The sequence below is a fragment of the Kribbella rubisoli genome, assembly GCF_004217145.1.
GTDB classification, from domain to species: Bacteria; Actinomycetota; Actinomycetes; order Propionibacteriales; family Kribbellaceae; genus Kribbella; species Kribbella rubisoli.
This window is the reverse complement of record NZ_SHKR01000016.1, coordinates 233398-259059: the sequence shown is the minus strand read 5'-3', so window position 1 is coordinate 259059 and position 25662 is coordinate 233398. Positions and strand designations below refer to the sequence as shown.

The 25662-nt window shown below is 67.3% G+C and carries 20 protein-coding genes and 3 pseudogenes; 12 read left to right on the top strand and 11 right to left on the bottom strand.

Annotated elements, in window-relative coordinates; genetic code table 11:
* Window positions 1-10 precede the first annotated feature (10 nt).
* Window positions 11-259 carry a DUF2630 family protein gene (locus tag EV645_RS33850; RefSeq protein WP_130448144.1) on the top strand — a complete coding sequence of 83 codons (249 nt, stop codon included), beginning with the start codon at window positions 11-13 and terminating at the stop codon, window positions 257-259.
* Here EV645_RS33850 and EV645_RS33845 read toward each other — a convergent pair.
* From EV645_RS33845 to EV645_RS33830, 4 genes are read right to left on the bottom strand one after another with little or no spacing between them, the layout of a single operon-like run.
* Entirely contained in the window at window positions 256-678 is a 423-nt protein-coding gene (locus EV645_RS33845) for a TIGR03667 family PPOX class F420-dependent oxidoreductase (protein ID WP_130448143.1), read from the bottom strand. The two genes, EV645_RS33850 and EV645_RS33845, sit on opposite strands and share 4 nt — an antisense overlap.
* 9 nt (window positions 679-687) lie before the next feature.
* Window positions 688-1092: a CoA-binding protein gene (locus EV645_RS33840; RefSeq protein WP_198682045.1), complete on the bottom strand. Its 405-nt coding sequence runs from the start codon at window positions 1090-1092 to the stop codon at window positions 688-690.
* A gap of 2 nt (window positions 1093-1094) precedes the next feature.
* Window positions 1095-1760, bottom strand: coding sequence for a response regulator transcription factor (locus EV645_RS33835; RefSeq protein WP_198682044.1), 666 nt, complete (start codon window positions 1758-1760; stop codon window positions 1095-1097).
* Window positions 1742-2962 (bottom strand): sensor histidine kinase, encoded by a 1221-nt coding sequence (locus EV645_RS33830; RefSeq protein ID WP_277877144.1) that lies wholly within the window; start codon window positions 2960-2962, stop codon window positions 1742-1744. The genes EV645_RS33835 and EV645_RS33830 overlap by 19 nt, the downstream gene beginning before the upstream one ends.
* A gap of 289 nt (window positions 2963-3251) precedes the next feature.
* Here EV645_RS33830 and EV645_RS33825 point away from each other — a divergent pair, with 289 nt between their 5' ends.
* The 10 genes and pseudogenes from EV645_RS33825 to EV645_RS33780 all read left to right on the top strand — a co-directional run bounded on the left by EV645_RS33825 (window position 3252) and on the right by EV645_RS33780 (window position 14359).
* On the top strand, window positions 3252-4049 hold the full coding sequence (locus tag EV645_RS33825) for an ABC transporter ATP-binding protein (RefSeq protein WP_130448141.1): 798 nt from the start codon (window positions 3252-3254) through the stop codon (window positions 4047-4049).
* A complete protein-coding gene (locus EV645_RS33820; protein ID WP_242000825.1) occupies window positions 4046-5989 on the top strand; it encodes an FtsX-like permease family protein in 1944 nt (647 codons plus the stop codon). Before EV645_RS33825 ends, EV645_RS33820 begins: the two co-directional genes overlap by 4 nt.
* A gap of 165 nt (window positions 5990-6154) precedes the next feature.
* Window positions 6155-6715: pseudogene (locus tag EV645_RS43310) on the top strand (DNA gyrase subunit A); the annotation flags it as partial.
* 171 nt (window positions 6716-6886) lie between these two features.
* Window positions 6887-7417: pseudogene (locus EV645_RS43305) on the top strand (LAGLIDADG family homing endonuclease); the annotation flags it as partial.
* A 366-nt stretch (window positions 7418-7783) separates the two neighbouring features.
* A pseudogene (locus EV645_RS43300) lies at window positions 7784-9865 on the top strand (DNA gyrase/topoisomerase IV subunit A); the annotation flags it as partial.
* A 5-nt stretch (window positions 9866-9870) separates the two neighbouring features.
* Window positions 9871-10575 (top strand): LppX_LprAFG lipoprotein, encoded by a 705-nt coding sequence (locus tag EV645_RS33800; protein WP_130448140.1) that lies wholly within the window; start codon window positions 9871-9873, stop codon window positions 10573-10575.
* Window positions 10572-12239 (top strand): MFS transporter, encoded by a 1668-nt coding sequence (locus EV645_RS33795; RefSeq protein ID WP_130448139.1) that lies wholly within the window; start codon window positions 10572-10574, stop codon window positions 12237-12239. The genes EV645_RS33800 and EV645_RS33795 overlap by 4 nt, the downstream gene beginning before the upstream one ends.
* A 46-nt stretch (window positions 12240-12285) precedes the next feature.
* Window positions 12286-13236 carry a sucrase ferredoxin gene (locus EV645_RS33790; protein WP_242000823.1) on the top strand — a complete coding sequence of 317 codons (951 nt, stop codon included), beginning with the start codon at window positions 12286-12288 and terminating at the stop codon, window positions 13234-13236.
* Entirely contained in the window at window positions 13233-13730 is a 498-nt protein-coding gene (locus tag EV645_RS33785; protein WP_130448138.1) for a beta-class carbonic anhydrase, read from the top strand. Before EV645_RS33790 ends, EV645_RS33785 begins: the two co-directional genes overlap by 4 nt.
* Before the next feature lie 26 nt (window positions 13731-13756).
* A complete protein-coding gene (locus tag EV645_RS33780; RefSeq protein WP_130448137.1) occupies window positions 13757-14359 on the top strand; it encodes a hypothetical protein in 603 nt (200 codons plus the stop codon).
* On the opposite strand, the gene EV645_RS33775 is transcribed toward EV645_RS33780, so the two are convergent.
* Window positions 14356-15090, bottom strand: a complete 735-nt coding sequence (locus EV645_RS33775) for a carbonic anhydrase (RefSeq protein ID WP_242000822.1) — start codon at window positions 15088-15090, stop codon at window positions 14356-14358. The two genes, EV645_RS33780 and EV645_RS33775, sit on opposite strands and share 4 nt — an antisense overlap.
* A 133-nt stretch (window positions 15091-15223) precedes the next feature.
* Here EV645_RS33775 and EV645_RS33770 point away from each other — a divergent pair, with 133 nt between their 5' ends.
* Complete coding sequence (locus tag EV645_RS33770) at window positions 15224-16516, top strand: pyroglutamyl-peptidase I (protein ID WP_130448135.1); 1293 nt, start codon at window positions 15224-15226, stop codon at window positions 16514-16516.
* 49 nt (window positions 16517-16565) lie between these two features.
* Here EV645_RS33770 and EV645_RS33765 read toward each other — a convergent pair whose 3' ends face one another.
* From EV645_RS33765 to EV645_RS33740, 6 genes are all read right to left on the bottom strand, one after another.
* Entirely contained in the window at window positions 16566-17861 is a 1296-nt protein-coding gene (locus EV645_RS33765) for a Gfo/Idh/MocA family oxidoreductase (protein ID WP_130448134.1), read from the bottom strand.
* Window positions 17862-17871: 10 nt separating this feature from the next.
* On the bottom strand, window positions 17872-18702 hold the full coding sequence (locus EV645_RS33760) for a carbohydrate ABC transporter permease (protein ID WP_130448133.1): 831 nt from the start codon (window positions 18700-18702) through the stop codon (window positions 17872-17874).
* A complete protein-coding gene (locus tag EV645_RS33755) occupies window positions 18699-19685 on the bottom strand; it encodes a carbohydrate ABC transporter permease (RefSeq protein ID WP_130448132.1) in 987 nt (328 codons plus the stop codon). The genes EV645_RS33760 and EV645_RS33755 overlap by 4 nt, the downstream gene beginning before the upstream one ends.
* Window positions 19686-19690: 5 nt before the next feature.
* Window positions 19691-21163, bottom strand: coding sequence for an ABC transporter substrate-binding protein (locus tag EV645_RS33750; protein WP_242000821.1), 1473 nt, complete (start codon window positions 21161-21163; stop codon window positions 19691-19693).
* 18 nt (window positions 21164-21181) lie between these two features.
* Entirely contained in the window at window positions 21182-24271 is a 3090-nt protein-coding gene (locus tag EV645_RS33745; RefSeq protein WP_242000820.1) for an endo-1,4-beta-xylanase, read from the bottom strand.
* 108 nt (window positions 24272-24379) lie between these two features.
* Window positions 24380-25483: a LacI family DNA-binding transcriptional regulator gene (locus tag EV645_RS33740; protein WP_130448130.1), complete on the bottom strand. Its 1104-nt coding sequence runs from the start codon at window positions 25481-25483 to the stop codon at window positions 24380-24382.
* Between the last annotated feature and the right edge of the window lie 179 nt (window positions 25484-25662).

Below are 25662 nucleotides of genomic sequence, written 5' to 3'. Positions count from 1 at the left end.
CGGTTTCCCCATGAGCGACGACAAGAGCATCATCGGGCGGATCGACGACCTGGTTGCGGAGGAGAAGGACCTTCGTGCCAAGCACTCCGCCGGCCAGATCAGTGACGCCGACGAGCATGCCCGGCTGAAGGCTGTCGAGATCGAGCTGGACCAGTGCTGGGACCTGCTCCGCCAGCGGCGTGCACGGCGTGAATTCGGTGAGAACCCCGACGACGCGCAGGCCCGTTCGGCCGACACCGTCGAGGGCTACCTCAACTAGAAACCACGCAGTTTCCCGGGGGTGATCCGGATCAGGACCGAGTACGACGCATGGAACTGATCCGGAGTCATCCCGAGCCCCGCGATGTCGTTGGCGTACTTCGTGTTGTACGCCGCAAGCGCCTCGCCGCGGATCGGTTCGCTCTCGATCACCGCCGTACCGGTGATGACGCCGACGTCTCCCCCGGTGTGCGTCGCGTTGAAGTTCACGCTGACCTGCGGGTGCGCCGCGATGTTGCGCAGCTTGGCCTTGTCCGGCTCGCTGCTGATCAGGAGCTCGTCGCCGTACCAGAGGAACCACACCGGCGTCGGAGCCGGCGTGCCTGACGGGGCGACCGTCGTCAGCCAGACCACTCGCTCGTGGCCGAGTTGCCGCGCGATGCGTTTGCCGAAGCCGGTGGACGTGTCGATCGTGAACATCAGAACCTCTCAGAGCGTCGGTCCGAGACGCCCCCATTCGATCGCCGGGCAGTGGTTCATCACCATCGTGAGTCCGGCCGCGGTCGTTCGGTCGTAGGCGTCCTGATCAACTACGTCGAGTTGGAACCACACTGCCTTGGCGTTGATTCCCACCGCTTGGTCCGCGATGTCGCCGGCCAGGTCGGAGTTGACGAAGACGTCCACGCAATCGACCGGGAACGGGATGTCCGCGAGCGTCGCGTACCCCTGCTCGCCGTGCACGGTCTCCGCGGACGGGTGCACGGGCACGATCCGCTTCCCGTGATTCTGCAGGAACCGCGCCACGCCGTACGCCGCCCGGCTGGTGTTGTTCGACAGCCCGACCACGGCCCACGTGTCGCAGTCGGCCAGGATCTTCCGGATCGCCTCGTCCATGTTCAACCTCTCAAGTAGGTCAGCACCGCGGATACGCGCCGGTCCAACCCCTCTTCCAACCGCAGTTTGGCGAAAATGTTTCCCACGTGTTTGCGGACTGCGGCCTCACTCACCACCAACTGTTCCGCGATCGACGCGTTCACCCGGCCCTCCGCCATCAGCGCGAGGACCTCGAGCTCGCGTGGCGTGAGTGCGGCCAGTGGCCCGTCGTTGCGCCGTCGTGCGAGCAACTGCCGCACCACCTCCGGGTCGACCACGGTCCCGCCGTTCGCGACCCGGTCCAGCGACTCGAGGAACTCCGTGACGTGCCCGACGCGGTCCTTCAGCAGGTACCCGATCCCGCCGGTGGTTGTCTCCAGCAACGTCGACAGGTAGGCGTCAGCGACGTACTGCGACAACACCAGGATCCCGATCGCCGGCAGCTCGGCCCGGATCGCCGCGGCGGCGCGCAGGCCCTCGTCGGAGTGCCCGGGCGGCATCCGTACGTCGGTGATCACCACGTCCGGCGGCTCCTTGCGTACGACGGCCAGCAGCGTGTCCGCGTCCCCGACCGAGTCCCGTACGTCGTGCCCGGCGCGATCCAGAATGCTGGCCAGGCCCTCCCGCAACAGCAGCGAGTCTTCGGCCAGCACAATGCGTAGTCGAGGGCTCAGTCGCCGAGTCGGCACGGGCACTCCATTCTCAGTCGGGTCGGCCCACCGGGTGGGCTGTCGACGTCGAGTGTGCCGCCCAATGCGTCCAATCGCGTCACCAGCCCGGTGAGTCCGGTCCCCGCACCGAGACGTGCGCCACCGATTCCGTCGTCCTGGATCGTGATGACCAGCCGCTCACGATCCACCCAGCCGGACACCTCGCATTTCGTCGCCTGCGCGTGCTTCGCGACATTGGCGAGCGCTTCGGACACTACGAAGTACGCCGCAGCCTCGATCGGCGGTGGCAAGCGGGTCGTCGACAGCTGCACCGTCACCGGGAGCGGCATCCGGTCGGCCACCTCCCGTACGGCGGCCTCCAGCCCGTGATCGACGAGCACCCGCGGATGGATCCCCCGTACCGCGGCCCGCAGGTCGGCCAATGCAGCCTCCGCCTCGGAGTGCGCCTTCACCACCAGCCGCCGTCCCTCGCCGTCGGGCAGGTCCAGCTCGGCCAGCCCGAGCGTCATCGTCAGCCCGACCAGCCGCTGTTGTACGCCGTCGTGCAGGTGCCGCTCGATCCGCGCCCGCTCGGTCTCGAACGCGTCGACCAGATCGAGCCTCGAGCGTCGGAGCTCGGCGAGGTTGCGCTGCAGCTCCTCCTGCCGCGGTCCGAGCATGGCCTTCGCGAGCGAGGCCTCAGCGCCGGCGATGACCCCGAGCAGGTACGAGCTGAACACGTAGAACACCGGCCCGAACAGCACCAGGAACAGCAGCCCCTCCCCCGCGGTGTCCAGCGTCCACGGCCCCATTCCCAGCTCGTCGTCGGCGGCGATGATCGGGGCCGCCAACGTGGTCAGCAGGATCGTCGCGCTGATACCGGCGAACAACGCACTGAGCGGCCAGATGAGCACGCCGAGCACGAAGCCGTACCCCAGCGCCCGCATCGAGGCCTGCTCGCGCCTGCGGAACGACAGCCGCTGTTTGAGCGACAGTGCGATCGGCAGCTGCGCATGCGGGCTGCTGATGCCGTCCACCAGCATCAGCCCGGCCCGCCAGCGCTCCATCCACCCGATCGCCGCACCGATGAGCGGGAACGCTGTCAGCATGAGGATGCCGATGAGAATCGGGCTCAGCAGCGCACTGAGCGCCGCCAGCCCGACCAGGACCCCGATCGCCGTCGCACCGACCGGCACCGACGTGAAGAGATACGCGTAGCTACGCCACGGCCACGACGAAATCAGATAGCGCGGCGACGCGAGCGCTGCCCACGCGGTCCTGGGGCCTCCCGGCCTGGACTGAGGAGCGGAGGGAGCGAAGCGACCGGAGCGACCGGAGCGACGAGGGAAGGCCGGGAGCAACAGCCCCAGGACCCGCCGCGACGGAGTCGCGGCATTCAACACTGTCTTCGGACTCTCCACCCACTCAACACTAGAGGTGGGCCGCCCTGTTGGGCGGTAGCGTGCGCGCTACTCCAGGTCTCCACCATGGGCCAGGGCTTCGCGCCCGCTTCCGCGGTTGCCTGGTTCTATGACCGCTACCGCGCCCTCGTACCCGACCGTCGCGCCGATCGAGCCGCCCGCGCTGCTGCTGGACGGCATCACCAAGACATACCGCTCCAAGGCCGGAGCGGTCGACGCGCTGCGCGGAGTGACGTACCACTTCGGCCGCGGCTCGTTCACCGCCGTCATGGGCCCGTCCGGTTCCGGCAAGTCGACGCTGCTGCAATGCGCGGCCGGACTCGACCAGCCGACCACAGGCACCGTCGTACTCAACGGAGTGACGCTGAGTGGACTGAGCGAGGTCGAGCTGACCAAGCTGCGCCGGGCGGAGATGGGCTTCGTCTTCCAGGCGTACAACCTGCTGCCGTCGCTGACCGTCTACGACAACGTCGCGCTGCCGCTCCGGTTGACCGGACGCCGGCCGTCGCGGAACGACGTCCACCGGGTACTCGACCAGGTCGGACTGGATGGCAAGGCGAAGCGGAGGCCCGCGGAGCTGTCCGGTGGTCAGCAGCAGCGGGTTGCCATCGCACGAGCGCTGATCACCCAGCCATCGGTGTTCTTCGCCGACGAACCAACCGGCGCGCTGGACAGCGGTACCAGCCGGCAGATCCTCGGGCTGCTGCGAGAAGCAACCGACCGCGCCGGCCAGACCGTTGTCATGGTCACCCACGACCCCGTGGCCGCGGCGTACGCCGAGCGGGTGCTGTTCCTGTCGGACGGACTGCTCGCCGGACACCTCGATCGCGCCACGCCGACGCAGATCGCCGCGGCCATGAGCGACCTGGAGCCCCCGACCGGGGCGGTGGGGTGGGGAAAGAGATGACACAGCTGTTCTACCTCAGCCGGCAGACCGTCAGTCGCCACCGGTCTCTGTACGCCGGATCGTTCGTCGCGCTCGCGGTCGGAGTGTTCCTGCTCGGGCTGGCTGCGACGGCCACAGCTGCGACCATCGCGTACCGCGGGCCGGCCGCGTCCGCGATCACAGTCACCACGCTGGGCGGCGACGGTGCAGCGCCTCGGCAGATCCGGGTGCCGTTCTCGGACGCCGATGTCTCGGGGCTGCAGGTCGTCCTGAACATGGTCGGGGCGATCAGCGGGTTCATCACGATCTTCGTCATCGCCAGCACGTTCGCCTTCGCGGTGGCCTCGCGGCGTCAGGAGATCGGACTGCTGCGGCTGATCGGTGCGACTCCGCGTCAGATCCGCCGGATGGTGCTCGGCGAGGCGCTGGTCGTCGCGCTGGCCGCATCAGTGACCGGTGCGCTCGCTGCTCAGCTCGCGACCCCGCTGCTGTTGGACAAGGCGTCGTACACCGAGCTTGCGCCGGTGAAGCTCGAGCCGGCCTCGCCATGGGTGCCGCTGGCGATCGCTGTCGCGGCGGGGCTGTTGGTCGCGATGCTCGGGGCGCGGTCGGCCGCCCGGCGGGCCGGTCGGGTCGGGCCGATCGATGCCTTGCGGGAGGCTGCGCTGGAACCGCCGCGGATCGGGCCGGTCAGGATCATCTTCGGCCTGCTGTTCATGGGTGGCGCGATCACGATGCTGTCACTGATCCGGCCGTCGAGCGGCGACGGCGCCGTACCGCTGGCGATGTTCACGCCGATGGTGATGGTGATCGCGCTGACACTGCTCGCGCCGCTCGTCGTACCGGTGGTCGGGCGGTTGTGGGCCGTCCCGCTGGTGGCGTGGACCCACGTGTCCGGTCGCCTGGCCCGCAGCAACGTGGTCGCCGCGCCACGCCGAAGCGCGTCGCTGGCCGCGCCCATCCTGGCGATATCCGCCGTCGCCGGGTCCATGGTGTTGAGCTTGAGCTTCGCCGCAGACAGTGCTGGGGCGACGATCCGTGATGCTGTGCGCGCACCCGTCGTCGCCACCGGCGGAGCACCGGTTACGGGCCCGGGAGTGAAAGCGGTCGATGCCGGGGTACCGCTTCAGATGGTGCGGATCGATCGGGACGACGCTGAACTCGAGGACGTCGAGGGGATCGATCCGGTGGTCGCCACGCAGACCCGGGACCTCACTCCGCTGGCCGGAGATGTTCGTCAGCTGACCGGGAATACGGTTGCTATCGGCAAGGAAATGTCGGGGTTCGAGGGGTACAAGGTCGGGGACGAGATCCCGCTGGTGTTCGTCGATCGGACGCCGGTGAAGCTGCGGGTGGTGGCGATCGTGAAGGACGCGTTCGGCGTGAACCCGTCGTTGCTCATACCGCTCGACCTGGCCCGCAAGCATGCACCGAAGGCGGAGCCGGAGCGGCAGTTCGTGCTGCCCGCCGACGGCGTCGATCCGGCGAGCCTCGTGCAGCAGTTGCCGCATGCGCAGCTGGCCGCCGCTTGGGAGGCCGACCAGGCGGCCGGCGTACGGAAGGGCAACCAGCTCGGGCTGATCCTGCTGCTCGGTCCGGCCGGGCTGTACAGCGCGATCGCGATCGCCAACACGCTGCTGATGGGCAGTCTGCAGCGCCGGCACGAGTTCATCACCTCACGGCTGCTCGGTGCAACGCCGGCCCAGATCCGGCGGATGGTGCTGTGGGAGTCGTCGCTGGTCGGAGCGGTCGCGCTGAGTCTCGGTACGGCGATCACGGTGACGGTCGGGATCCTCATCCGGCACGCGATGAACGCGGGGCTGGCCGACGTACCGTTCACGGTTCCGTGGGGTGTGCTCCTGGGCATCGGCGGACTTTGTCTGATCCTGGCGATAGGGTCCGCTCTGGCCCCGACCACGTACATCCTGCGCCGGTCACAGCCCTCCGCGGTAATGGAGTAGACCGGTACCGCGGAGATGATCGGCGCAAGGGTGGGTCGTGGCCCATGACCCGCCGCGCCGGAGGCGTGGCATGAGCACAGAAACAGCCGTTGACCAGGGACAATGGGTACGGCGCCGGACCGTCGCGGCGTCGTACCGGTTTGATCGAGGAGCTCGTAGACCCGCATGGCACGCCGTACCAGCACCGCCGAACCCGAAGACTTCGAGGAGCGCATCCTCGACATCGACGTCTCCGACGAGATGCGTACCAGCTACCTGGAGTACGCCTACTCGGTCATCTACGCCCGGGCGCTGCCCGACGCGCGGGACGGGCTGAAACCGGTGCAGCGGCGGATCCTGTTCTCGATGGCGGAGAACAACATCCGCCCCGACCGCTCGCATGTGAAGTGCGCCCGCGTCGTCGGTGAGGTCATGGGTAAGTACCACCCGCACGGCGACGGCGCGATCTACGACGCCCTGGTCCGGACCGGCCAGTCCTGGTCGATGCGGGTGCCGCTGATCGACCCGCACGGCAACTTCGGCTCGCTCGACGACGGCCCGGCCGCGATGCGGTACTGCCTCACCGGCGACACCCGGGTGCGACTTGTCGACGGCAGCTCTCCCAGGATCGCCGACCTGGTGAACCTGCCGGAGAACTCCGAGGCCTTCGTGGACCTGCAGGTTCTCGACAAGGACGGCAAGCCCGTCCAGGCAAGCAAAGTCTTCAATTCCGGCACACATCCGGTGAAGAAACTGGTGACGAAGAGCGGCCATGCGCTCCGCGGCAGTCACAACCACCCGGTGTTGTGTCTCGTGCCGGTCGCCGGTGTACCCATTTTCCAGTGGCTGCGGCTCGACGAGGTGAAGCCCGGCACAGTGGTGTGCCTCGCGCGCAACGCGTGGGCGACGGATGTTCCGATGGCTCACGAGATGACACTCGGCACGCTGTTCGGCGCCTGGGTGTCGGAAGGATTCGCCTCGACCGAACGCGCCGGTTTCAACAACACAGACGCGGAGTACTTCGAGTACGTACTCGCAGCGTACGACGCCGTCGTGGGCGGCCCGCGCTACGTGTACTCGCGGAAGGCTCCTCGGTCGGAGCGCACGATCCACGAGCTCGATGTCCAGAACCTGACCGCGTTCCGGGAGAGCCCGCTCGCGAGCATGATTGGCTTCAAGGCGGCCGACAAGCACATTCCCGAGGCCGTCTGGAACGGCACTGTCGGACTCAAACGCGCGTTCCTGATGGCGCTCTACGAAGGCGACGGCGGAATTCGCCGCGCCAACGACGCGTCAATGACGATCCAGTACTCGACCTACAGCGAGACCCTGGCATCGGGACTCCAGGAACTGCTGCTTGAGTTCGGCGTACACAGCAATCTCACGCAGTACTCGCGCGGCGAGTACCGACTGGTCATCTCCGGCCAGCACAACATCCACGCCTTCAGCGAGCGGATCGGGTTCCTCGCGGCGAAGCGACACACGCTCCGCGCGTTACTCGAGCGCGCTCCTCGGTACACCCACCGCCTCACCCGCGACTACGCACCGTACGTCGCGGACTTCGTACGCGACGCCCTCAATCCGGTGCGCGGGACGGGCAGGAGCTGGCTGCTCAACCACAACTTCGATCGTTTCGAGCGCTGGCAGGCCGATCGAAGCTTGCTCGTCGCGAAGCTCAAGGACCCTGAGATTCTCTCCGTGGTCGCGCCGATCATGGACTCCGGCTATCGCTTTGTCGAAGTGACAAAGGTCGAGGACTGCGCACCGGAAGCCGTCTACTCGATCCGGGTGGACAGCGACGATCATTCGTTCCTCGCCGGTGGATTCGTCAATCACAACACCGAGTGCCGGATGGCGCCGCCGGCGATGGCGATGACGGCCGGCCTGGACGAGAACGTCGTCGACTTCAAGCCGAACTACGACGGCCAGGAGGAAGAGCCGGGTGTGCTGCCGGCCGCCTTCCCGAACCTGCTCGTCAACGGCGCCACCGGGATCGCTGTCGGCATGGCCACCAACATGGCCCCGCACAACCTGGTCGAGGTGATCCAGGCGCTGCGGCACCTGATCAAGACGCCGACCGCCGACATCGACGACCTGATGCGGTTCGTGCCCGGGCCGGACCTGCCGACCGGCGGCAAGATCGTCGGCCTCGACGGCATCAAGGACGCGTACACGACCGGCCGCGGCAGCTTCAAGATGCGCGCCACCGCCCGGATCGAGAACGTCACCCCGCGCCGCAAGGGCATCGTGGTCACCGAACTGCCGTACGCCGTCGGCCCGGAGAAGGTGATCGAGAAGATCAAGACGCTGGTCCAGGCGAAGAAGCTGCAGGGCATCGCCGACGTCAAGGACCTGACCGACCGGACCCACGGCACCCAGCTGGTGATCGAGGTCAAGAACGGTTTCGTCCCCGAGGCGCTGCTGGAGCAGCTGTACAAGCTGACCCCGCTCGAGGACGCGTTCCACGTCAACAACGTCTGCCTGGTCGAGGGCCAGCCGCGGACGCTCGGCCTGAAGCCCCTCCTCGAGGTCTACCTCGACCACCGGTACTCCGTGGTCCGCCGGCGCAGCGAGTTCCGCCGGAAGAAGGCGCAGGACCGGCTGCACATCGTCGAGGGCATGCTGATCGCGATCCTCGACATCGACGAGGTCATCCAGATCATCCGCAGCAGCGACGACTCGGCCGAGGCGCGGTCCCGGCTGATCGAGATCTACGACCTGTCCGAGATCCAGGCGAACTACATCCTGGACATGCCGCTACGCCGGCTGACGAAGTACTCCAAGCTCGAGCTGGAGACCGAGAAGGGCGAGCTGGAGCGCGAGATCGAGGCGCTGACCGCGATCATCGACGACCCGAAGCTGCTGCAGAAGACGGTGTCCGACGAGCTCGCGGAGATCGCGAAGACCTACGGCACCCCGCGACGGACCGTGCTGCTGGAGTCGTCCGGCGCGACCAAGACAGCCGCCGTGCCGCTCGAGGTCAGCGACGACCCGTGCTGGATCCTGATGAGCTCGACCGGGCTGCTGGCCCGGACGAACGGGGTCGAGCCGTTCGGCGGCGGCGAGGCGCGCGCGAAGCACGACGCGATCGTCTCCGCGATCAAGAGCACGGCCCGTGGGCAGTACGGCCTGATCACGAGCGCCGGCCGGCTGATCCGGCTCGAGTCGCTCGACCTTCCCGCCGTACCGACGACCGCCGCAGCACCGAACCTGCAGGGCGGCGCGCCGATCGCCGAGTTCGTGTCGCTGGAGCCGGGTGAGAAGGCGCTCGCGCTGACCACGATGGACCCGGAGTCGGTCGGTGTCGCTCTCGGTACGACGGGCGGCGTGGTGAAGCGGGTCGTGCCGGACCACCTGAGCAACCGCGACTCGTGGGAGATCGTCGGGCTCAAGGACGGCGACGAGGTCATCGGCGCGGTCGAGCTGACCACGGGCGACGAGGAGCTGTGCTTCATCACCTCCGACGCGCAACTGCTGCACTTCCCGGCGTCCGCAGTACGGCCGCAGGGACGGACCGCGGGCGGTATGGCCGGTGTCCGATTGGCCGCGAAGGCGAAGGTCGTGTTCTTCGGCGCGATCGACGCAGGCCGGGAGGCGCAGGTCGTCACGATCGCGGGCTCGTCGTCGGCGCTGCCAGGGACGGAGGTCGGCGCGGTGAAGGTCACGCCGTTCAGCGAGTACCCGGGCAAGGGCCGTGGGACCGGCGGTGTGCGCTGCCAGCGGTTGCTCAAGGGTGAGGACGGGCTGCTGCTCGGCTTCATCGGTGCGGCGCCGGTGAAGGCCAGTGCGAGCAGTGGCGCACCGGTGGATCTGCCGCCGATCGACCCGCGCCGGGACGGTTCCGGCGTGCCGGTCGCGCAGCCGATCGCTGCGTGCGCTGCTGATCTGGCAGGCTGACCTTCGTGAAGAGACTGCTCGCGCTCGGCGCGGTCGTGGTACTTGCGCTGGCCGGATGCAGCGACAAGAAGGACACCGGCGGGGGTGGGCAGTCCAACGGAGACGCGGTCGCGCTGCTCACCGACGTCAAGAAGACGATCGACGACGCGGCCAGCGTGCACATCGTGCTCACCGGCCGCGACCTGCCGGACAACGCGCAGACGCTGGCCAGTGGCGACGGTGTCGCGACCCACGCCCCCGCGTTCAAGGGCAAGCTGACGGTGCGGTCGGCCGGTGCGCCGATCGACGCCCAGGTGGTCGCGGTCGGCAGCAAGGTGTACGCGAAGCTGTCGTTCACCCCCAGCTACATCGAGCTTCCGCCGTCCCAGCTGGCCTCGCTCGGCGCTCCTGACCCGGCGATCCTGCTGGACCCGGCGAAGGGCCTGACCGCGGTCCTGCCGACGATGAAGGACCCGAAGATCAAGGGCGAGACCCGCGAGGGCGCGAAGGTGCTGACCGAGGTCACCGGCTCCGTCCAGGGCAAGGACCTGCAAGGCATCTTCCCGAAGGCGCCCGCGGACCAGGACTTCCCGAGCACGTTCAAGATCGACAAGGACGCCAAGCAACTCGTCTCGGCCACCATCACCGGCCCGTTCTACTCCGGCGCCACCAGCAGCTACGACGTCACCCTCGACAAGTACGGCGAGAAGGTAGAGATCACCAAGCCGTGAGCGACAGCTCGGCGAGGACGCGACTGACGCTGGCGTCCATCGCGGTGGCCTTCGCGGCGGCGGACACGTACGTCGTCGTACTGGCGCTGCCGGACATGATGGCCGGCGTCGGGCTGTCCGCGGACGAGTTGCAGCGGGCGGCGCCGATCATCTCGGGCTTCCTGCTCGGGTACATCGCCGTACTGCCGTTGATCGGGCGGATCGCGGACGTGGTCGGGCGGACGCCGGTGCTCGTCGGGGCGCTGCTGCTGTTCGCGGTCGGGTCGCTGATCACAGCTGGTGCTTATGACCTGCCGCTGGTGGTAACCGGTCGGTTTCTTCAGGGGGTTGGCGGCGGTGGGCTCGTTCCGGCGACGCTCGCGCTGGTGGCTGATCTGTGGCCGGCCGATCGGCGCGGTCTGCCGCTTGGTGTGGTGGGGGCTGTGCAGGAGCTTGGGTCGGTTCTCGGTCCGCTGCTGGGTGCCGCCGTACTCGCGGTGGCCGATTGGCGGTACATCTTCTGGCTCAATCTCACCGTCGCAGTCGTGCTCGCGCTGCTCCTCCGAGGTCGTCGATGGCCACCGGTCTCCGGTGTTGTCGGCCTACTTGCCTGTGTCGCGCTTGGGCTCACGCTGACGGCGCCCGAGCGACTCGCGTCCGGGGTGACGCTCGGGCTGCCTTTCGTGCCCTTCATCGGAACCTCCCGGCTGCTCACGCCGATCGGTGTCGCCACGCTGGTCCTCGCGTTGATCTGGCTCGGCCTGGTGCTGTGGCGTGGGCGCGGCCGCACAGCAGGAGTCTTGTCGCAGGTTGACCTCGTCGGCGCGCTGCTGCTCGCACTTGCACTGGCCGGCGTGGTGCTGGCGTTCGCTACTGCCGACCCCGAGCGTGAACTGATGTCACCGGCCGGTCCGTGGCTGCTCGTCGCGGCCGCTGTCTTCGCGGTGGCGTTCGCGCTGTGGCAGCGTCGTACGGCGGCAGCCATCGTCCCTCGTGGTCTGCTGGGTGCAGGTCCGGCCTGGGGCTCGTTAGTGGTCAGCTTTCTGATCGGTTGTGCACTGATCGCGGCGCTGGTCGACGTACCGGTGTTTGCTCGCACCACCCAAGGCGGCGGGCAGTTGGCGGCCGCGCTGGTGCTGGTGCGGTTCCTGATCGCGCTGCCGGTCGGAGCTGTTGCTGGTGGGTGGCTCACCCGGCGCTACGGGCTCGGACTGATCGCGGGGGCAGGGCTCGGCTTGTCCGGTGCGATGTTCGTGGTCATGGCGTTCTGGAGTCGTACGGCGCTCGATCACTGGCCGGCGACCGTCGTACTGCTCGTCTGCGGTTACGGGTTCGGTCTGGCCCTGTCGCCTCTGAACACGGCAATGCTCGGGGCGACGCCCGCCGACACGCACGGCCTGGTGAGCGCGCTCGTGGTTGTCGCGCGCATGGTCGGCATGCTTGTCGGCGTCTCCGCGCTGACAGCGATCGGTCTCCGCCGGTACTACGCCATTGCCGACGGCATCAAATCGCCGAACGAGCTGTGCCCGTCCTCCCCCGGCAACTGCCGCCCGTTCGTCGACGCGCTCCGCGACGCCGCAGTTTCACAAGTTCACGCGATCTTTGCCGGTGCTGCCGTGTGCGCGTTCCTGGCCGCGGCCCTCGCCGTACTCCTGCTCGGCCGACGTGGGCTAACGCACACATGATGATCATCATGAGGGACAGCTGTCTCACCTCGCGTACCGTGAGGGTGTGACCCCTGCGCCCGACGCTCCGTCGACAATGGCCCGGCCCGGCCTGTGTTCGACGTACTGCCGGGTACTGCGTGAGCCGCTCGCCGGCACCGCGGTCGTGGCCAAGGGATGGGTCGTTGTCGAGCAGCCGGGTCCGTGGGGCGCGAAGGCGGCGACGCAGAGTCACCTCGATCCGGAGTTCGGCGGGCCGTTCGACGACCAGTGCAAGAAGGCCGACGTACGGTTCGGGCTGATCCGGATGCCGGGGCGGCACGCCGACGCGGTTGGGCGGTCGCACCAGGTGTTCGTTGCCTCGACCACGCCGGGCCTGAGCTGGCTGCTCGGCGGACACGTCGCAGACCCGTCCGAGCTGGGGGACCTCGATCTCGATGCGGTCGCGCGCGGTGATCGCGCTGCGGTCACCGCCTCGTTGCCCGCGCTCCTGCCGGTCGACGAGCCGGTCGTGCTTGTGTGTACGAACGGCAAGCGTGACGGATGCTGTGCGGTTCTCGGTCGGCCGCTGGTGTCAGGGCTCGCCGAACGGGCACCGGGGCGCGTGTGGGAAGCCAACCATCTCGGCGGACACCGCTTCGCTCCGACCGCGACGTACCTGCCTGCCGGCACGATGCACGGGCACCTCACCGTCGAGACGGCGGTCGAGGCGCTGGCCGCGGCCGATCGCGGCGAAACCATCACGACCGGCCTCCGCGGCCGGTCGACCTGGAGCAAGCGCGGTCAGGCGGCCGAGGTCGCCGTACGGGAGCTCACCGGCGAGCTTTCCCTGGATGCGTTGCGCGTCGTGGCCGAAGGCGCCGAGACTGTGACCGTCCAGCACCTCGACGGCCGGTCGTGGATCGTCCCGGTCACCAGCGCGCTCGCTGATCCTCCCCGTCCGGACTCGTGTGGAAAGGAACCGTTCGCGATGTCGATCCTGCAAACCGGTACTCCAGTGTCAGGCGCGATCCGATGAGCGGCGGATTCGACGATCTGCTCGCCGCCAACGCGGAGTACGTCGCCGACTTCCACTACGGCGGTTTCGACGGGATCGCGCATGCCGGGATCGGCCTGGTCACCTGCATGGACTCGCGGATCCCGCCCTTGGAGATGCTCGGCCTCAAGCCGGGTGACGCGAAGGTACTGCGCTCCGCCGGCGGGCGGGTCACCGAGATCACGATGACCGGGCTGGTCCTCGGCGTACAGCTGCTCGGCGTACGCCGGATCATGATCATCCCGCACACCCGCTGCGCGATGGCCGCGATGTCGGAGGACGACCTGCGCGCAAAGGTCGAGCAGGCCGCGGGCAAGCCGGCCGGCTACCTGCCGATCTCCGTCATCCCCGACCAGCTCGAGGCCCTCCGTCGCGATGTCGCCGCGGTCCGCGAACACCCCCTGATCGGCGACGACATCCTCGTCGGCGGCTTCATGTACGACGTCGACAACGGCCGCCTCACCCAGATCGACTGACCCGTAGCGGCGGTAGGACTGCTGCGGTGAGTCCGACCGAACAAGCCCCGAGAGCACACGCGGCCTGGCGCTGGTCCAACGGCGTCGTCATCACCCTCGGGGCGCTCGGCCTGCTCCCATTGGTCTTCCCGGGCCTCGCGCTGTGGTACAGCCTGCCGCACGTGGATCCACGGGACGCCGACCAAGGCGCAGATCCGGTCGACATCCACTCGGCCCGTTACCTCCTCTTCGCCCTGCTGCTCATCCTGCTGGCCAACGGCCTCCCGAGAGCCGCCCGCTGGTCGGCGCGCGGTTCAGTCGGTGGCGCCGTACTGCAGGGCGTGTGCGGCGTGGCCGTCGGCTTCTGGACCTATGCGGGCACGGCCTTCGGCGCCGGCGCATACTTCACGGGCAGCGACGACGCTTGCACCTATCCGAACTGCTGGCCGGTCCACACCGAGGAGAAGCTCAGCTTCCTCGCGGGCACGCTCACCGGCGTGGCCATGATCGTGATGGCGCTCTTGGTGAACCGGATCCCGTGGGTGATTCGCACTACGGTCCCGTTGGTCGTCTGCGTCGCCGGCGTGTTGATCCATCACTGGCTCTGGGTCACGTATCTCGTACCGATCTTCGAAGCGCCACCCGGCTAGAGCAGGACAACTCTGCCGGTGTCGAGTTCGTAGTAGGCGGCGGCCAGGTGGAGTTTGCCGGACTTTTCCAGGGGGCCTATGACGGGTGACTGGCGGAGGTTGGTGAGGGTGAGGGCGACGTTGGCGTGTACGGCGTTGGTGAGGCGGTCGCCGGGTTTGCCTGCTACCTGCCGGACTGCTGGGGCGAGGGTGTGTACGAGGTAGTCGAGGCCCTTGGTGTGGGACGTGCGTTGGTTCGCGTCCAGGGCCTTGATCGTAGCGTCGAGGGCGCCGCAGCGCTGGTGGCCCAGGACCATGAGGAGTGGGGTGTGGAGCTCGGCGATGCCGAACTCGATGCTGCCGGTCACCGACTGGTCGAGCGCTCCCCCGGCGCTTCGTACGACGACCAGGTCGCCGAGACCCTGGTCGAAGACGAGCTCGATCGGCACGCGGGAGTCGACGCAGCCGAGGATCGTGGCGAACGGATGCTGGCCTTTGCTCACGGCCACGCGCCGCGCAATACCTTCGTCCAGGTCCTGCTCCTGAGCCGCGACGAAGCGCGCATTCCCCAGCCTCAGCCGCTCGAGAGCTTGCTTGCCGTCGGCAACCAGTGCCTGGGTCGTGCTCGGGACCTGCGTACCTGCGGAGAGTTCGGGGGCGCCTCCGGCGGTTCCTGCGCAACCGCCGAGGGCTCCGGCGCCGAGAGCGGCCAGGCCGGCCGTCAGGGCCTGACGACGGGACGGATTGATCAACGGAGGGCTCCTCACGCGCGGACGGCGTGGGCGGTGCCGTCCTTTCGAAGGTAGCAGATTGCATACAGTCTGCAGTACCCACAAAGTCTTCGAATCTCTCGGCTCCAGCCGGGAAATCTGATAGACACCCCGTATGAGACTCCGCCCCAGCTCATTCCACCGCTCCCTGCTCATCGGCGCCCTGGCGTTGACTGCCGTCCTCTCCGGCGCGCCTGTGGTCCACGCCGTGCCGGCAACAGGCTGCCTGGATCAGTCGACCGCCGGGACCGTCGAGGAGCAGCGCCTCGACAGAGGCGTGGACGGTGGCCCGTCAGTTCCGGCCGAGATCCTCCGGCGGTCCGGCTTCGACCAGCAGGTTGAGCTCTTCAGTCGGCTCCTGTGCCACGTCCCCAACCGTCAGGCCGCAGCGGCATTAGTGCGCGCGCAGGGCGAGACCCTCTGGCGTACGGCGACGTACCGGGCGCAGCATCCCGTGCACGGAGCCGACGCGCTACCTGCAACCGATGACCGCGGCCTGTACTGGGCGCGCATCTCGATGGCCTTCGCCCTACGCCAATGGCAACCTCGCTTCGGCCTCGGTACGACGGAACGCGCCGGCCTGATCAAGTCGTTCGAGTACGCCTCGCGCGGCATCACGAGCACCCGCTTCACGCCGGGCGTGCGGAAGATCCTCGTCACCGGCTTCGACCCGTTCACGCTGGACGCCGACATCCGCATCGGCAACCCCTCCGGCGCGAACGCGCTCACGCTCGACGGCCAGCGCTGGACTGTGAGCGGCAAGACGTACGAGATCCAGACCGTCGTCTTCCCGGTCCGCTACACCGACTTCGACGAGAGCATGGTCGAGAACACTCTCGCACCGCACTACCGCCCGGGTCCGCAACACGCGGATCTCGTCATGACCGCGAGCCAGGGCCGCGTCGGCATCTTCGACCTCGAGGTCTTCAACGGGCGGCGCCGCTCGGTCAGCTCGATCGGCGACAACAACAACCTCTGGGGCGGCGGCACGATCAACGCACCGGTCGTCTCCCCCAGCATGCCGCCCGGCCCCGAGTTCATCACCTCGAGCCTCCCGCTCGCCCGAATGTCCCACGCCGACGTCACCCCGTTCCGGACCCGCATCAACACGTCGGTCCTGGAGATCCCAGCCGGCCAGAATGAACCCGTCCGCCGCCCCGACGGCCCCACTCCCGGCTCGATTGCCTCAGAGGGCACAGGCGGCGGCTACCTCTCCAACGAGGTCGCCTACCGCAACACCCTCCAACGCGACCTCCTCGACCCGTCGATGCCTGCCGGCCACCTGCACGTCCCCGTCCTGTCCTTCGACCCAGCCAACAAGACCGCGATCACCGACCCAACCTACGAAGCCAACCGCGAGACCATCATCAACGGCGCCCACGCAATCCTCCGCGCAGCACTCGGCTAGGACAGAAAACTGATCAGCGCCACGCTCGGCGTGATCACTATTCTGTCCATCAGATCGGGAGTAGGTCCGATGTATGGACGGGTAGGCCTGTTTCGAAGGAGCGGTTGGCCGCTAGACCGGTGACGAGAGCTAGGGCGGCCTGGCGGGCGTCGGCGATGTCGGGTGTCTCGGTTGGGTCGTTGTCCAGGAGGGCTGCGAGGACACGGGCGTCGGCGCCGCCGTGGCCGGTGTGGTCGTGGGCGACGGTGTGGTCGATCGGCGGCTCCCAGAGGGGGCGCAAGGTGATCGTCGTACGTCCGGCGGTCGGTGCGGCCAGGTCGCCGTGGACCCAGCCCTTCGACGATTCGACCCGTTGATTCGGGGCGGTAAATGTCGACTCTTCGACATTGAGCTCCAGGCGGCCACGCGATCCGTTGAACACCACGCGGTAGCCCTCGGAGGGTGAGTACGCCGTCAGGTGGTACGTCATCGTCGCGCCGCTGTTGTAGGACACCAGCAGTGCCATGTCGTCCTCGATCGTCACGCCTGGCGCGAAGACGTTGCGATCCCGGTAGTAGCCGTCCTCCCCCTCCGCGTCCAGGTACAGCTCGCGAAGCGTCGCGTTGTCCGCGAGGTGCAAGGCGAACGGATCGTCAGTGGCGGCAGCGGATCCGTCGACGCGGTCGTAAGGACGCGCATACCCGTGGGAATGCCCGGGCCCGTAGAACGCCAATTGCCCTTGTGCATAGACGATCCGCGGCTCCGCGCCGAGCCACCAGTTCACGAGATCGAAGTGGTGGCTGGCCTTGTGCACCATCAATCCACCGGAGTTCGCCTTGTCGCGATGCCAGCGGCGGAAGTAGTCCGCGCCGTGCGACACATCGAGCAACCACTCGAAGTGCACCGAGTGGATGTCCCCGATCGCACCGTCCGCCAGCAACGAACGCACCCGCCGATGCACCGGGTTGAACCTGTAGTTGTACGCGACCGACAACGACCCGCCGGTCTCCTGTACTGCGGCCAGGATGCTCGTCGCCTTCGCCGCATCGGTCGTCATCGGCTTCTCGCTGATCACACGTACGCCGGCCCGCAGCGCAGCCTCGATGTAGAGGTTGTGGGTCGCGTCGACGCTGGTGACGATCAGCAGCTCGATCCGCTCGACGCGCAACATCTCCTTGAACCGCCCCGGCGGCCATTGATGCGCCGTACGACGGCCCGCCGCGAGCAGCATGCGGTTGTGGAAGGCCATCCGGACCGAGTTCGGGTCGCACAACGCGACGACGTCGTACGCGTCACGTTTGGCCAGGCCTTCGGTGAAGAGTTGAGCGCGGTTCCCGGTTCCGACGATTGCCGTCCGCACAGGCATGGAGTACCTCCTATTGCTTGACCGCACCGGCCAGACCGTTGACGAAGAAACGCTGCAGCAGAACGAAGAGCAGGATGATCGGGGCGAGCGTGATGACCGTGCCTGCGCAGAGCAGCGTCCACTCGGTCGAGTTCTCGCCGATGAACGCGTACATACCGATCGCGAGCGTGCGCAGCTCGGGGCGGCCCAGCGTGAACACCAGCGGGATGAAGAAGCTGTTCCAGGCGGTGATCGCGGTGAACAGGCCGACCGTGGCCAGCATCGGCCCGGACAGCGGCAGCATGATCCGAGCGAACGTCTGGTGGAAGTTCGCCCCGTCGACCATCGCGGCGTCCTCGAGCTCCTTGTCGATCGCCATGAAGTAGCCCATGAACAGGAACGTCCCGAACACCACTCCCCCGGACGCCTGCACGATGATCACCGACCACAGGCTGTTCAGCAGATGCACCCGTTGCATCAGGTCGAAGACCGGGATGATCGTGTACCCGTGCGGCAGGAACAGCGTCGCCGACACCAGCCCGAGGCAGAACCCACGGCCCGGGAACCGTGTGCGGGCAAGTACGTATCCCGCGCAGGACGTGACTACTAAAGTGATCACGACCGTGCCTACGGTGATCAATATTGTGTTCATGAAGTACCGGCCGAACGAGGCCTCTTGCCAGGCGTTCAGGTAGTTCGCCCAGAGGAAGTGCGAGGGCATCGGATTCAGCCCGTCGGTGAAGAAGTCGTCATCACTCTTCAGCGATGAGCCGAGCGCCCAGAACAGCGGGTACAGCCAGGCCAATCCGCTGACGAGCAACGCGACGTGCGTCATCACCGTCACCACCCGCCTCCGCGTCATGAGGCACCCCGACGGCGAGCGAGTGACCGCAGTACCAGGACCTGGACGATGGAGAACCCGATCAGCAGCAGGCCGTAGATGAACGAGGCGGCCGACGCGAGGCCGATGTCCGGCTGGACCGCGTTGGCGTTACTGCCACCGAAGGCCAGATGGTAGATGTAGGTGTTCACGACCTCGGTGGCGAAGAACGGGCCGCCGCTGGTCAGCACCTGCACCAGGTCGAAGATCTGGAACGTCCCGATCACCGCCAGGATCACGATCACGACGCCGACCGCCCGCAGCATCGGGATCGTGATGTACCGGAACATCGCGATCCGGCCGGCGCCGTCCAGCCGTGCGGCCTCGTAGAGCTCGTCCGGAATCGTCTGCAGCCCGGCCAGGAAGTACACCAGGTTGTAGCCGAACGTGTGCCAGATCCCGACCAGGATGATGATCGCCATCGCGAAGTGCGGATCCCCCAGCCAGTCGATGTGCTGATGGATCAGGTGCAGGTTGAGCAGCAGCGTGTTGATCGAGTCACCGAAGTTCGACACGAGCAACTGGATCACGACACCGATCACCGCCGCCGACGTAACCACCGGCAGGAAGAACAGCGTCCGGTAGAACGACGCGAACCGCAGCCGCTTGTTGTTCAGCACGAGCGCGAGCGCCAACGCCAGGACCAGCTGGATCGGTACGACGAACGCTGCGTACACGAAGGTGTGGCCGAGGGAGCGCCAGAAGATGCTGTCGTTGACGATCTGCCGGAAGTTGGCCAGCCCGACGAACTCCGACGGGTCGCCGATCCCGTCCCACTTGTAGAACGTGTAGCCGAGCGACGCCATGATCGGATACACCACGAACGCCAGCAGCAGCACCATCATCGGCGCCAGATACACGTACGACCACAGATAGGTACGGCGCCGCGCCCGCCGCCGGGCCGCCGCCGGCGGCGGCGCTGAGGGCGGATCAGCAGCGGTCACGTCCTGACGTACGGCGGTCATCACCATCAGGCGCCCGGCTTCGTGGTGTAGGCCTTGGTGAGATCCCAGTCCGCGAAGGCGAAGTCCTTCGCGGAGACCCCCGGCGCCTTCTTGATCGCGTCGCCGAGCGCCTGGTTCATCTTGCCCTCGAGCTCGGTCAGCGCACCCTGCGGATCCTTGAGCTGACCCGTGTAGATACCGGCCAATACATCGTTGATGTCCGGCTTCACTGCAGGCAGCTGGACCGCCGACACCTTCGGGTTCCGGATCGCCGGCTGCGGTCCGACCACGGCCGCGCCCGACATCGCGACGTACTGCGAGAACGGCGCGAAGGTCACGCTCTTCGGGTCGTTGTTCTTCGCGTACACGGACAATCCCTGGCCCTGCTCAACCCAACGCTTCCCCGCGTCCGGGCTGTACAGCCAGTCGAACCAGGCCCACGCCTCATCGGCATGCGACGTCTTCGACGAGACCGCAACGAACCGTCCGCCGGGAGGTCCGTAGAACAACGCCTTCGGAGCCTCGCTCGGACTCGGCAGCGTGACCAGGCTGTAGTCGGTGAACTTGTGCTGCGTCCACTCCGGCTGGTTCCACACTCCCCCGACCGTCATCCCGAACCGCCCGCGCTCGAAGAACGCGCGCGCCTGCTCGTCGGAGATGCTCATCGAGTTCGGGTAGAACCAGTTCTTGCTCTTCCACTCCATCAGCAGGTTGATCACGTCGAGGTAGTTGCGATCGCTGCCGAACTTCCACTGCCCGACCCGGTAGTCCATCCCGTCGATGCCGCCGACCGCGGCGCCACCCGGTGAGCCGGCGCCGCGCACGAACAGATCCAGCCACCAGGCCAGGGTCGTGTTCGTCGAGTTGCCGAAACCGAACGGCGCGACCTTCCCGCCGCTCTTCGACGCGATGGCGTCGGCCGCCTGCGTGACGTCGTCCCACGTCTTCGGCAGCTTCACACTGCCGTCGTCGTTGGTCAGACCGGCGTCCTTGAAGACCCCGTGGTGAATGTAGAGCTGAAGCGACGGCGCCGGGGCGGCGAACGGCGCGGTGTAGAGCTTGCCGCCGAAGACGTCCACTCCCTCGACGAAGCTGTTCTCCGGGAAGCTGGACTGCCAGGACTTCGTCGCCCACTTGTCGACCGGCATCAGCCAGTCCTGCGACACCTGCTGGCTGAGCTGTGGGCTCTTCGGCACCATCAGGATGTCCGGCGGGTTGTTGCTGCGGTACGCGAGTGACACGAGGTCGGCGTACTTGTCGCTGACCTGCGTGGTCTTCTTGACCGCGATGTCCGGATGGGCCTGCTGGAACAGCTTGATCTCGTTGTCGACCCAGCTGGCCTGACTGGCGTACCAGTCCCAGTAGGTGATGGTCGTCTTGGCCTTCGATCCCGAGGCCCCGCTGCCCGAGGTGCCCGAGGAGCAGCCGGCGAGGGCGCCCGCGCCGGCCAGTGCTGCTGCACCGCGCAGCAGCGAGCGGCGTGAGATGGGTGATGACATGAGAATTCCTCCAGTGACTTAGCTGCAGGCCGGCGAGGCCGAAGACGCGGTCTGGGACAGGGAGCCGAGCCGCCAGGTGAGCGGACTGCCGTCCCAAGTCACCACTACGCGACGCGGACGTTGGAAGGGCAGGAACGAGACGGTCTGGCCGCGATCGGACGGTCCCGGGCTGAATGCGTTGTCGCTGCCGACCGGGACAGGGATGTAGTAGTTGTTGGCATTCGAGTAGCCGAAGTACGCCGTGTACGAGTCGGCGTTGTGTACGACGCAGGCCGCGGTCGGCTGGACCGGGTTGAACGCAGTCTCAGCAGGCCCGGTCCCCCGGACAGGTGTCTTCGCGAGTGGAGCGAACGAGGCATCGTCGACGAGCAGGTCGCCGGCGCCCGTCGAAGTACTGATCCACCACTCGGCCTTCGTGAGCGTTCCGGTCCAGGAGACCGTCGTGTTCAACGCCGAGATCTGCGTCCACCCGGTGGAGCTCACCGGCGCCGAGCCGAACCGCAGAGTGGTCGAGCCGGTGGACGTGGTGAGCTTGAGACTGACCATCGCGGTGTCAGCGCCGGACGCCAGCCGCACCCACGCGGAGGAGTCGTACAGGCCGCCGTTCACGACGGACACTCCTTGCGCCGGACCAGCCCACGCGGCCTCTCGCCCAGCAGCCGACAGGTCGCCGGACCCGGTGTGCGGAGTCGTCGACGCGTTCTTCAGCGTGCAGGTCCCGAGGCAGTACCAGCCGGTCGTGTTCGACTGGTTCTCGAGCGACCCGTTCGCCAGCACAGACGGTGTCGGCAGGTACGGCGTCACTGCGGGCGAACCCTGAGCTGGTGGCGGCGTGCCATCAGTTGGTGTGATGGCCAGATCGTCCAGCGTGCATTCAGGAGAGCTCGCACTGGGGTTCGACCACGCGAAGACTTGGACCCATTTCGTCCCTGTCGGTGGCGTGAAGGCGGCTAGCTTCTGCGTGTACGCGCGTTCGTCGGCGTACGACAGCTCGTACTGGAAGGTCGGCGTACCGGCTGTGGCGCCACCGCGGACGCCGACGTAGCACTGGGTACCACCGCCGTTCAGACGTCCCCAACCGGACAGGAGGTAGCTCGTGCCTGGGGTCAGGCCGGTGACATTCTGCGTGACGCCGGAGCCTGGGCTGAGCGAGAGTGCGGTGTGGCCGCTGTGTGCGTTCGCAGCAGTGCCCGGACCGGTGCCGAGCGACGTCCAGCCGCGAGTACCGCTCTCGAAGCCGCCGTCACCGATCGGATTCGGCTGGTTGGTGCGGACTGTGGTGGCAATGCCGTCCGTGATCACCTTGACCGAAGCGCCGGCGGTGGTCGGCATAGCGACCTTCACCTGCTTCGAGATGCCGTTCACGGTGACCGTCACCAGGTAGTCGCCGAGGAAGCCGCGCGTACCGAAGGTTCCGGCAGCATTCGACGGACCCGAGACGCTGGTGTGCCACTGGTGCTGGATCAGGTCTTCCCAGACCAGCGCGTTCGGCTTTGGTGACCAGTCGTCGTTGTAGAGCGCGACGCGAGGGTTGTAGATGTTCTTCGACCAGATCCCGAAGTTGCTGATCTGGTTGACGTTCGGGTTCGAGAACATCGCGGTCATGAAGTCGCGGGTGTAGTCGGCCTGCAGTTGCTGGTCGTCGGTGTCCACGTCGAACTCGGTAACCGCGACCTTCACGCCGAGACCGGCGAACTGGTCGACGATCGTCATCAGGTCGTCCGGCGACGTGAGCTGTAGCCCGTTGAAGTGGCTCTCGAATCCGACCGTGTCGATCGGCGCACCCGACGACTTCAACGACTGCACCAATTCGTAGACGTGATCGCGGTGCCGCGTCTCCCAGCCGTTGTTCTCCACGAGGCCGTAGTCGTTCAGAGCGAGCTTCGCGTTCGGGTCGGCGGCGTGCGCGAGCTGGAACCAGTTCGCGATCTCGTTCTGACCGAGGATGTCCTGGACGTTGTGTTCGGAGTACGGCTCGTTCACCACGTCCCACTCGTCGACGATCCCGGCCAGCGTCGACGCCTCGTCGGTGATGTGGGTGTTGATCCGGGCGCGCAACGCGGCCGGGTCGTTCTGCAGGTTCACGACGTCGGGCTGCATGAGTCCCCACGACGGCCAGATCAGATTGTGGCCGCGGATCCGTAGCCCGTGCTCGCGCATCCATTGCAGAGCGGGCAGCGTGATCGTCTCGCGCTCGGTCGGGTTCTCCCAGTGGTTCCACTTCAGGTTGTTGCCCAGGGCCCCTTGGGTGAAGAGCGTCGAGTACTTCGACTGGTACTGCGCCAGATCGGTCCCGCTGATCCCACCTGACGGATCACCGACCAGCCGCGCTCCGTCGGACGCGGCGCCGAACTTGAACGCACTCGTCTGCTGTACTGCGGACACAGTCGCGCCACTGACGGGATTCCCGGCCGTGTCGACGACCGAGACCGACAGATTCCCCTTACGGTACTGGTCGATGCGGGCGTCGGCCGCAGTACGCCAGGCTGCGTTCGGGTCGCGGCCGTCGTACGTCACCTGCGGGTAGCCGGCCGGATTGCCCGGCCCGAGATCCTGCACCGAGACGCCGGCGATCTGGAACTTCTGTGCCCCGTACCCGAGCCAGAGGTTCAGATGCGCGGCCGTGCTCGTCCCTGCCGTGTACGTCGTCGCTGCGCGGAACGGGAACTCGAACTTCTTCCACTCGGCGCCGTATTGCAGAGCAGCGTTGAGCGACTTCTTGAACGGCGAACCGTCGGTCTCGAAGACCAGGTGGGCATTGCCACTCGTCGGCGTGATCGCTCGGGCCCACACCGTCGCGACCAGCGCGTCGCCTTCAGTGACTGTGGCGGCAGCTGGTACGCCGAGGGTGATCTCGTACTCCCCGTCGAGACCGGGACTCTGCGGCCCGTTCGGGACGTTGATCTCGAGGGCTTTGGTGAAGTCGGGGTTGCCGGTGATATCGACCTGCTGCGTCGCATCGGTGGGGAGGCTCTTGAACTCGGTGAAGTTGGCGACGGCGTCGGCCGGGAGGACCTCGTACGGCGTGGCGTCGGCTCGGGCGGTGGTCTGGATCGCCACCGAGGCGATGAGGGCAAGCGTCGCACCGGTGGCCAGTTTTCTGATCACTCCGGATTCCTTCCAGAGAGCGCGCGACAGCATCGCCCGTCGGCGTCAGGCCTGGGGCTGCTGTCGTACGTGTGGTGTCAGCGGTCGGGCGGGACCTCGATCCGGGGATCAGGCCTTGGTGGTCTGCGAGCGTCCGCGCGGGGATCGGGTCACGGGCACCGGCCCGCAACTCGCCCGGACGATCAGGCTGGTCGGCATCACAAGTCGAGGCAGGTCGGCGGACAGCGGCTCGACGTCGACCGCCTCCCCCGGCTCCTCGTCGTCGGGGTCGCGAGGGCCGATCTCGGACAGCAGCAGCTCCGCCGCCCGCTTGCCCATGTCGATGAACGGTTGCTGGATGGTGGTCAGCGGCGGCCGGATCTGCGCCGCCGATTCGATGTCGTCGAAGCCGATCACCGACACGTCCTCCGGCACCCGCAGCCCGGCTTCGGCGGCCGCGGTCATCACGGCGTACGCCGTCACGTCGGAGTGCGCGAACACGGCCGTCGGACGCTCGTCGGCAGGCAGCGCGAAGAGTTCGTGTGAGCGGGCGCGGACCTGCTCGGGCAGGAAGTCGCCTGGCTTGGTGAGCTCCGGATCCGGCTGGATACCGGCCGTTCGGAGCGCGTCCAGGTAGCCGCGGTAGCGGTCCTGGCAGCAGCGGTACGTCATCCGCCCTTGTACACAGGCGATCCGCTCGTGTCCGAGCTGCAGCAGGTGATCCATCGCCGTCAACGCGCCGTCGTAGTTGTCGGCGGTGACCGACGGCAGTGCGACGTCGGCGTCGATGGTGTTCACCAGGACGACCGGCAGGCCTTCCTCGTGCAGCTGGACCAGCGGGTCGAGCGGTTGTTCATGGCTGACCACCAGCAGGCCGGAGGCCATGCTCGACGTCAGGATCCGGTCGATCAGCGAACCGTAGTCGCGGTCGTTGGTCGCCGTGTACAGGATGATGTCGAACCCGCTCCGCTCGGTCACCGCGGCCACCCCGATGTTGATCGAGGCAACCATGTGCCAGGACAGGCCGGGCACGACCATGCCGATCAGCCGGGTGCTCCCCTTGGCCAGCGCGGTCGCAGCGAAACTCGGCACGTACCGGTGCCGGCGCATCACCGCCAGGACGTGCCGCCTGGTCGCCGGGTCCACCTTCGGGCTGTTGTTGAGCACCAGCGAGACGGTGGACTTCGACAGCCCGGACAGCGCGGCGATGTCGCGGATCGTCAGCTTCGCCATCCGGCCATCCTTCGGGTTCTGGTCCGTTGGACTGGTCCAACGGCTGGTGCACCGGAACGTAACAGTGCGCCGGTACGCCGTCAACACCCTGCCTCCAATCGGTTTCAGTACGAATCATTGCGCCCGCCGCCGTCTTCGTGCCACGATCGTCGAACCGTGTTGGACCGGTCCTACGCAGG

What these genes read in the sequence shown, in the direction of transcription:
- EV645_RS33850 (WP_130448144.1), top strand. Translation starts at nt 11, where the DNA reads ATGAGCGACGACAAGAGCATCATCGGGCGGATCGACGACCTGGTTGCG.
- EV645_RS33845 (WP_130448143.1), bottom strand. Translation starts at nt 678, where the DNA reads ATGTTCACGATCGACACGTCCACCGGCTTCGGCAAACGCATCGCGCGG.
- EV645_RS33840 (WP_198682045.1), bottom strand. Translation starts at nt 1,092, where the DNA reads ATGGACGAGGCGATCCGGAAGATCCTGGCCGACTGCGACACGTGGGCC.
- EV645_RS33825 (WP_130448141.1), top strand. Translation starts at nt 3,252, where the DNA reads ATGACCGCTACCGCGCCCTCGTACCCGACCGTCGCGCCGATCGAGCCG.
- EV645_RS33820 (WP_242000825.1), top strand. Translation starts at nt 4,046, where the DNA reads ATGACACAGCTGTTCTACCTCAGCCGGCAGACCGTCAGTCGCCACCGG.
- EV645_RS33785 (WP_130448138.1), top strand. Translation starts at nt 13,233, where the DNA reads ATGAGCGGCGGATTCGACGATCTGCTCGCCGCCAACGCGGAGTACGTC.
- EV645_RS33770 (WP_130448135.1), top strand. Translation starts at nt 15,224, where the DNA reads ATGAGACTCCGCCCCAGCTCATTCCACCGCTCCCTGCTCATCGGCGCC.
- EV645_RS33765 (WP_130448134.1), bottom strand. Translation starts at nt 17,861, where the DNA reads ATGCCTGTGCGGACGGCAATCGTCGGAACCGGGAACCGCGCTCAACTC.
- EV645_RS33760 (WP_130448133.1), bottom strand. Translation starts at nt 18,702, where the DNA reads ATGACGCGGAGGCGGGTGGTGACGGTGATGACGCACGTCGCGTTGCTC.
- EV645_RS33755 (WP_130448132.1), bottom strand. Translation starts at nt 19,685, where the DNA reads ATGACCGCCGTACGTCAGGACGTGACCGCTGCTGATCCGCCCTCAGCG.
- EV645_RS33750 (WP_242000821.1), bottom strand. Translation starts at nt 21,163, where the DNA reads ATGTCATCACCCATCTCACGCCGCTCGCTGCTGCGCGGTGCAGCAGCA.
- EV645_RS33740 (WP_130448130.1), bottom strand. Translation starts at nt 25,483, where the DNA reads ATGGCGAAGCTGACGATCCGCGACATCGCCGCGCTGTCCGGGCTGTCG.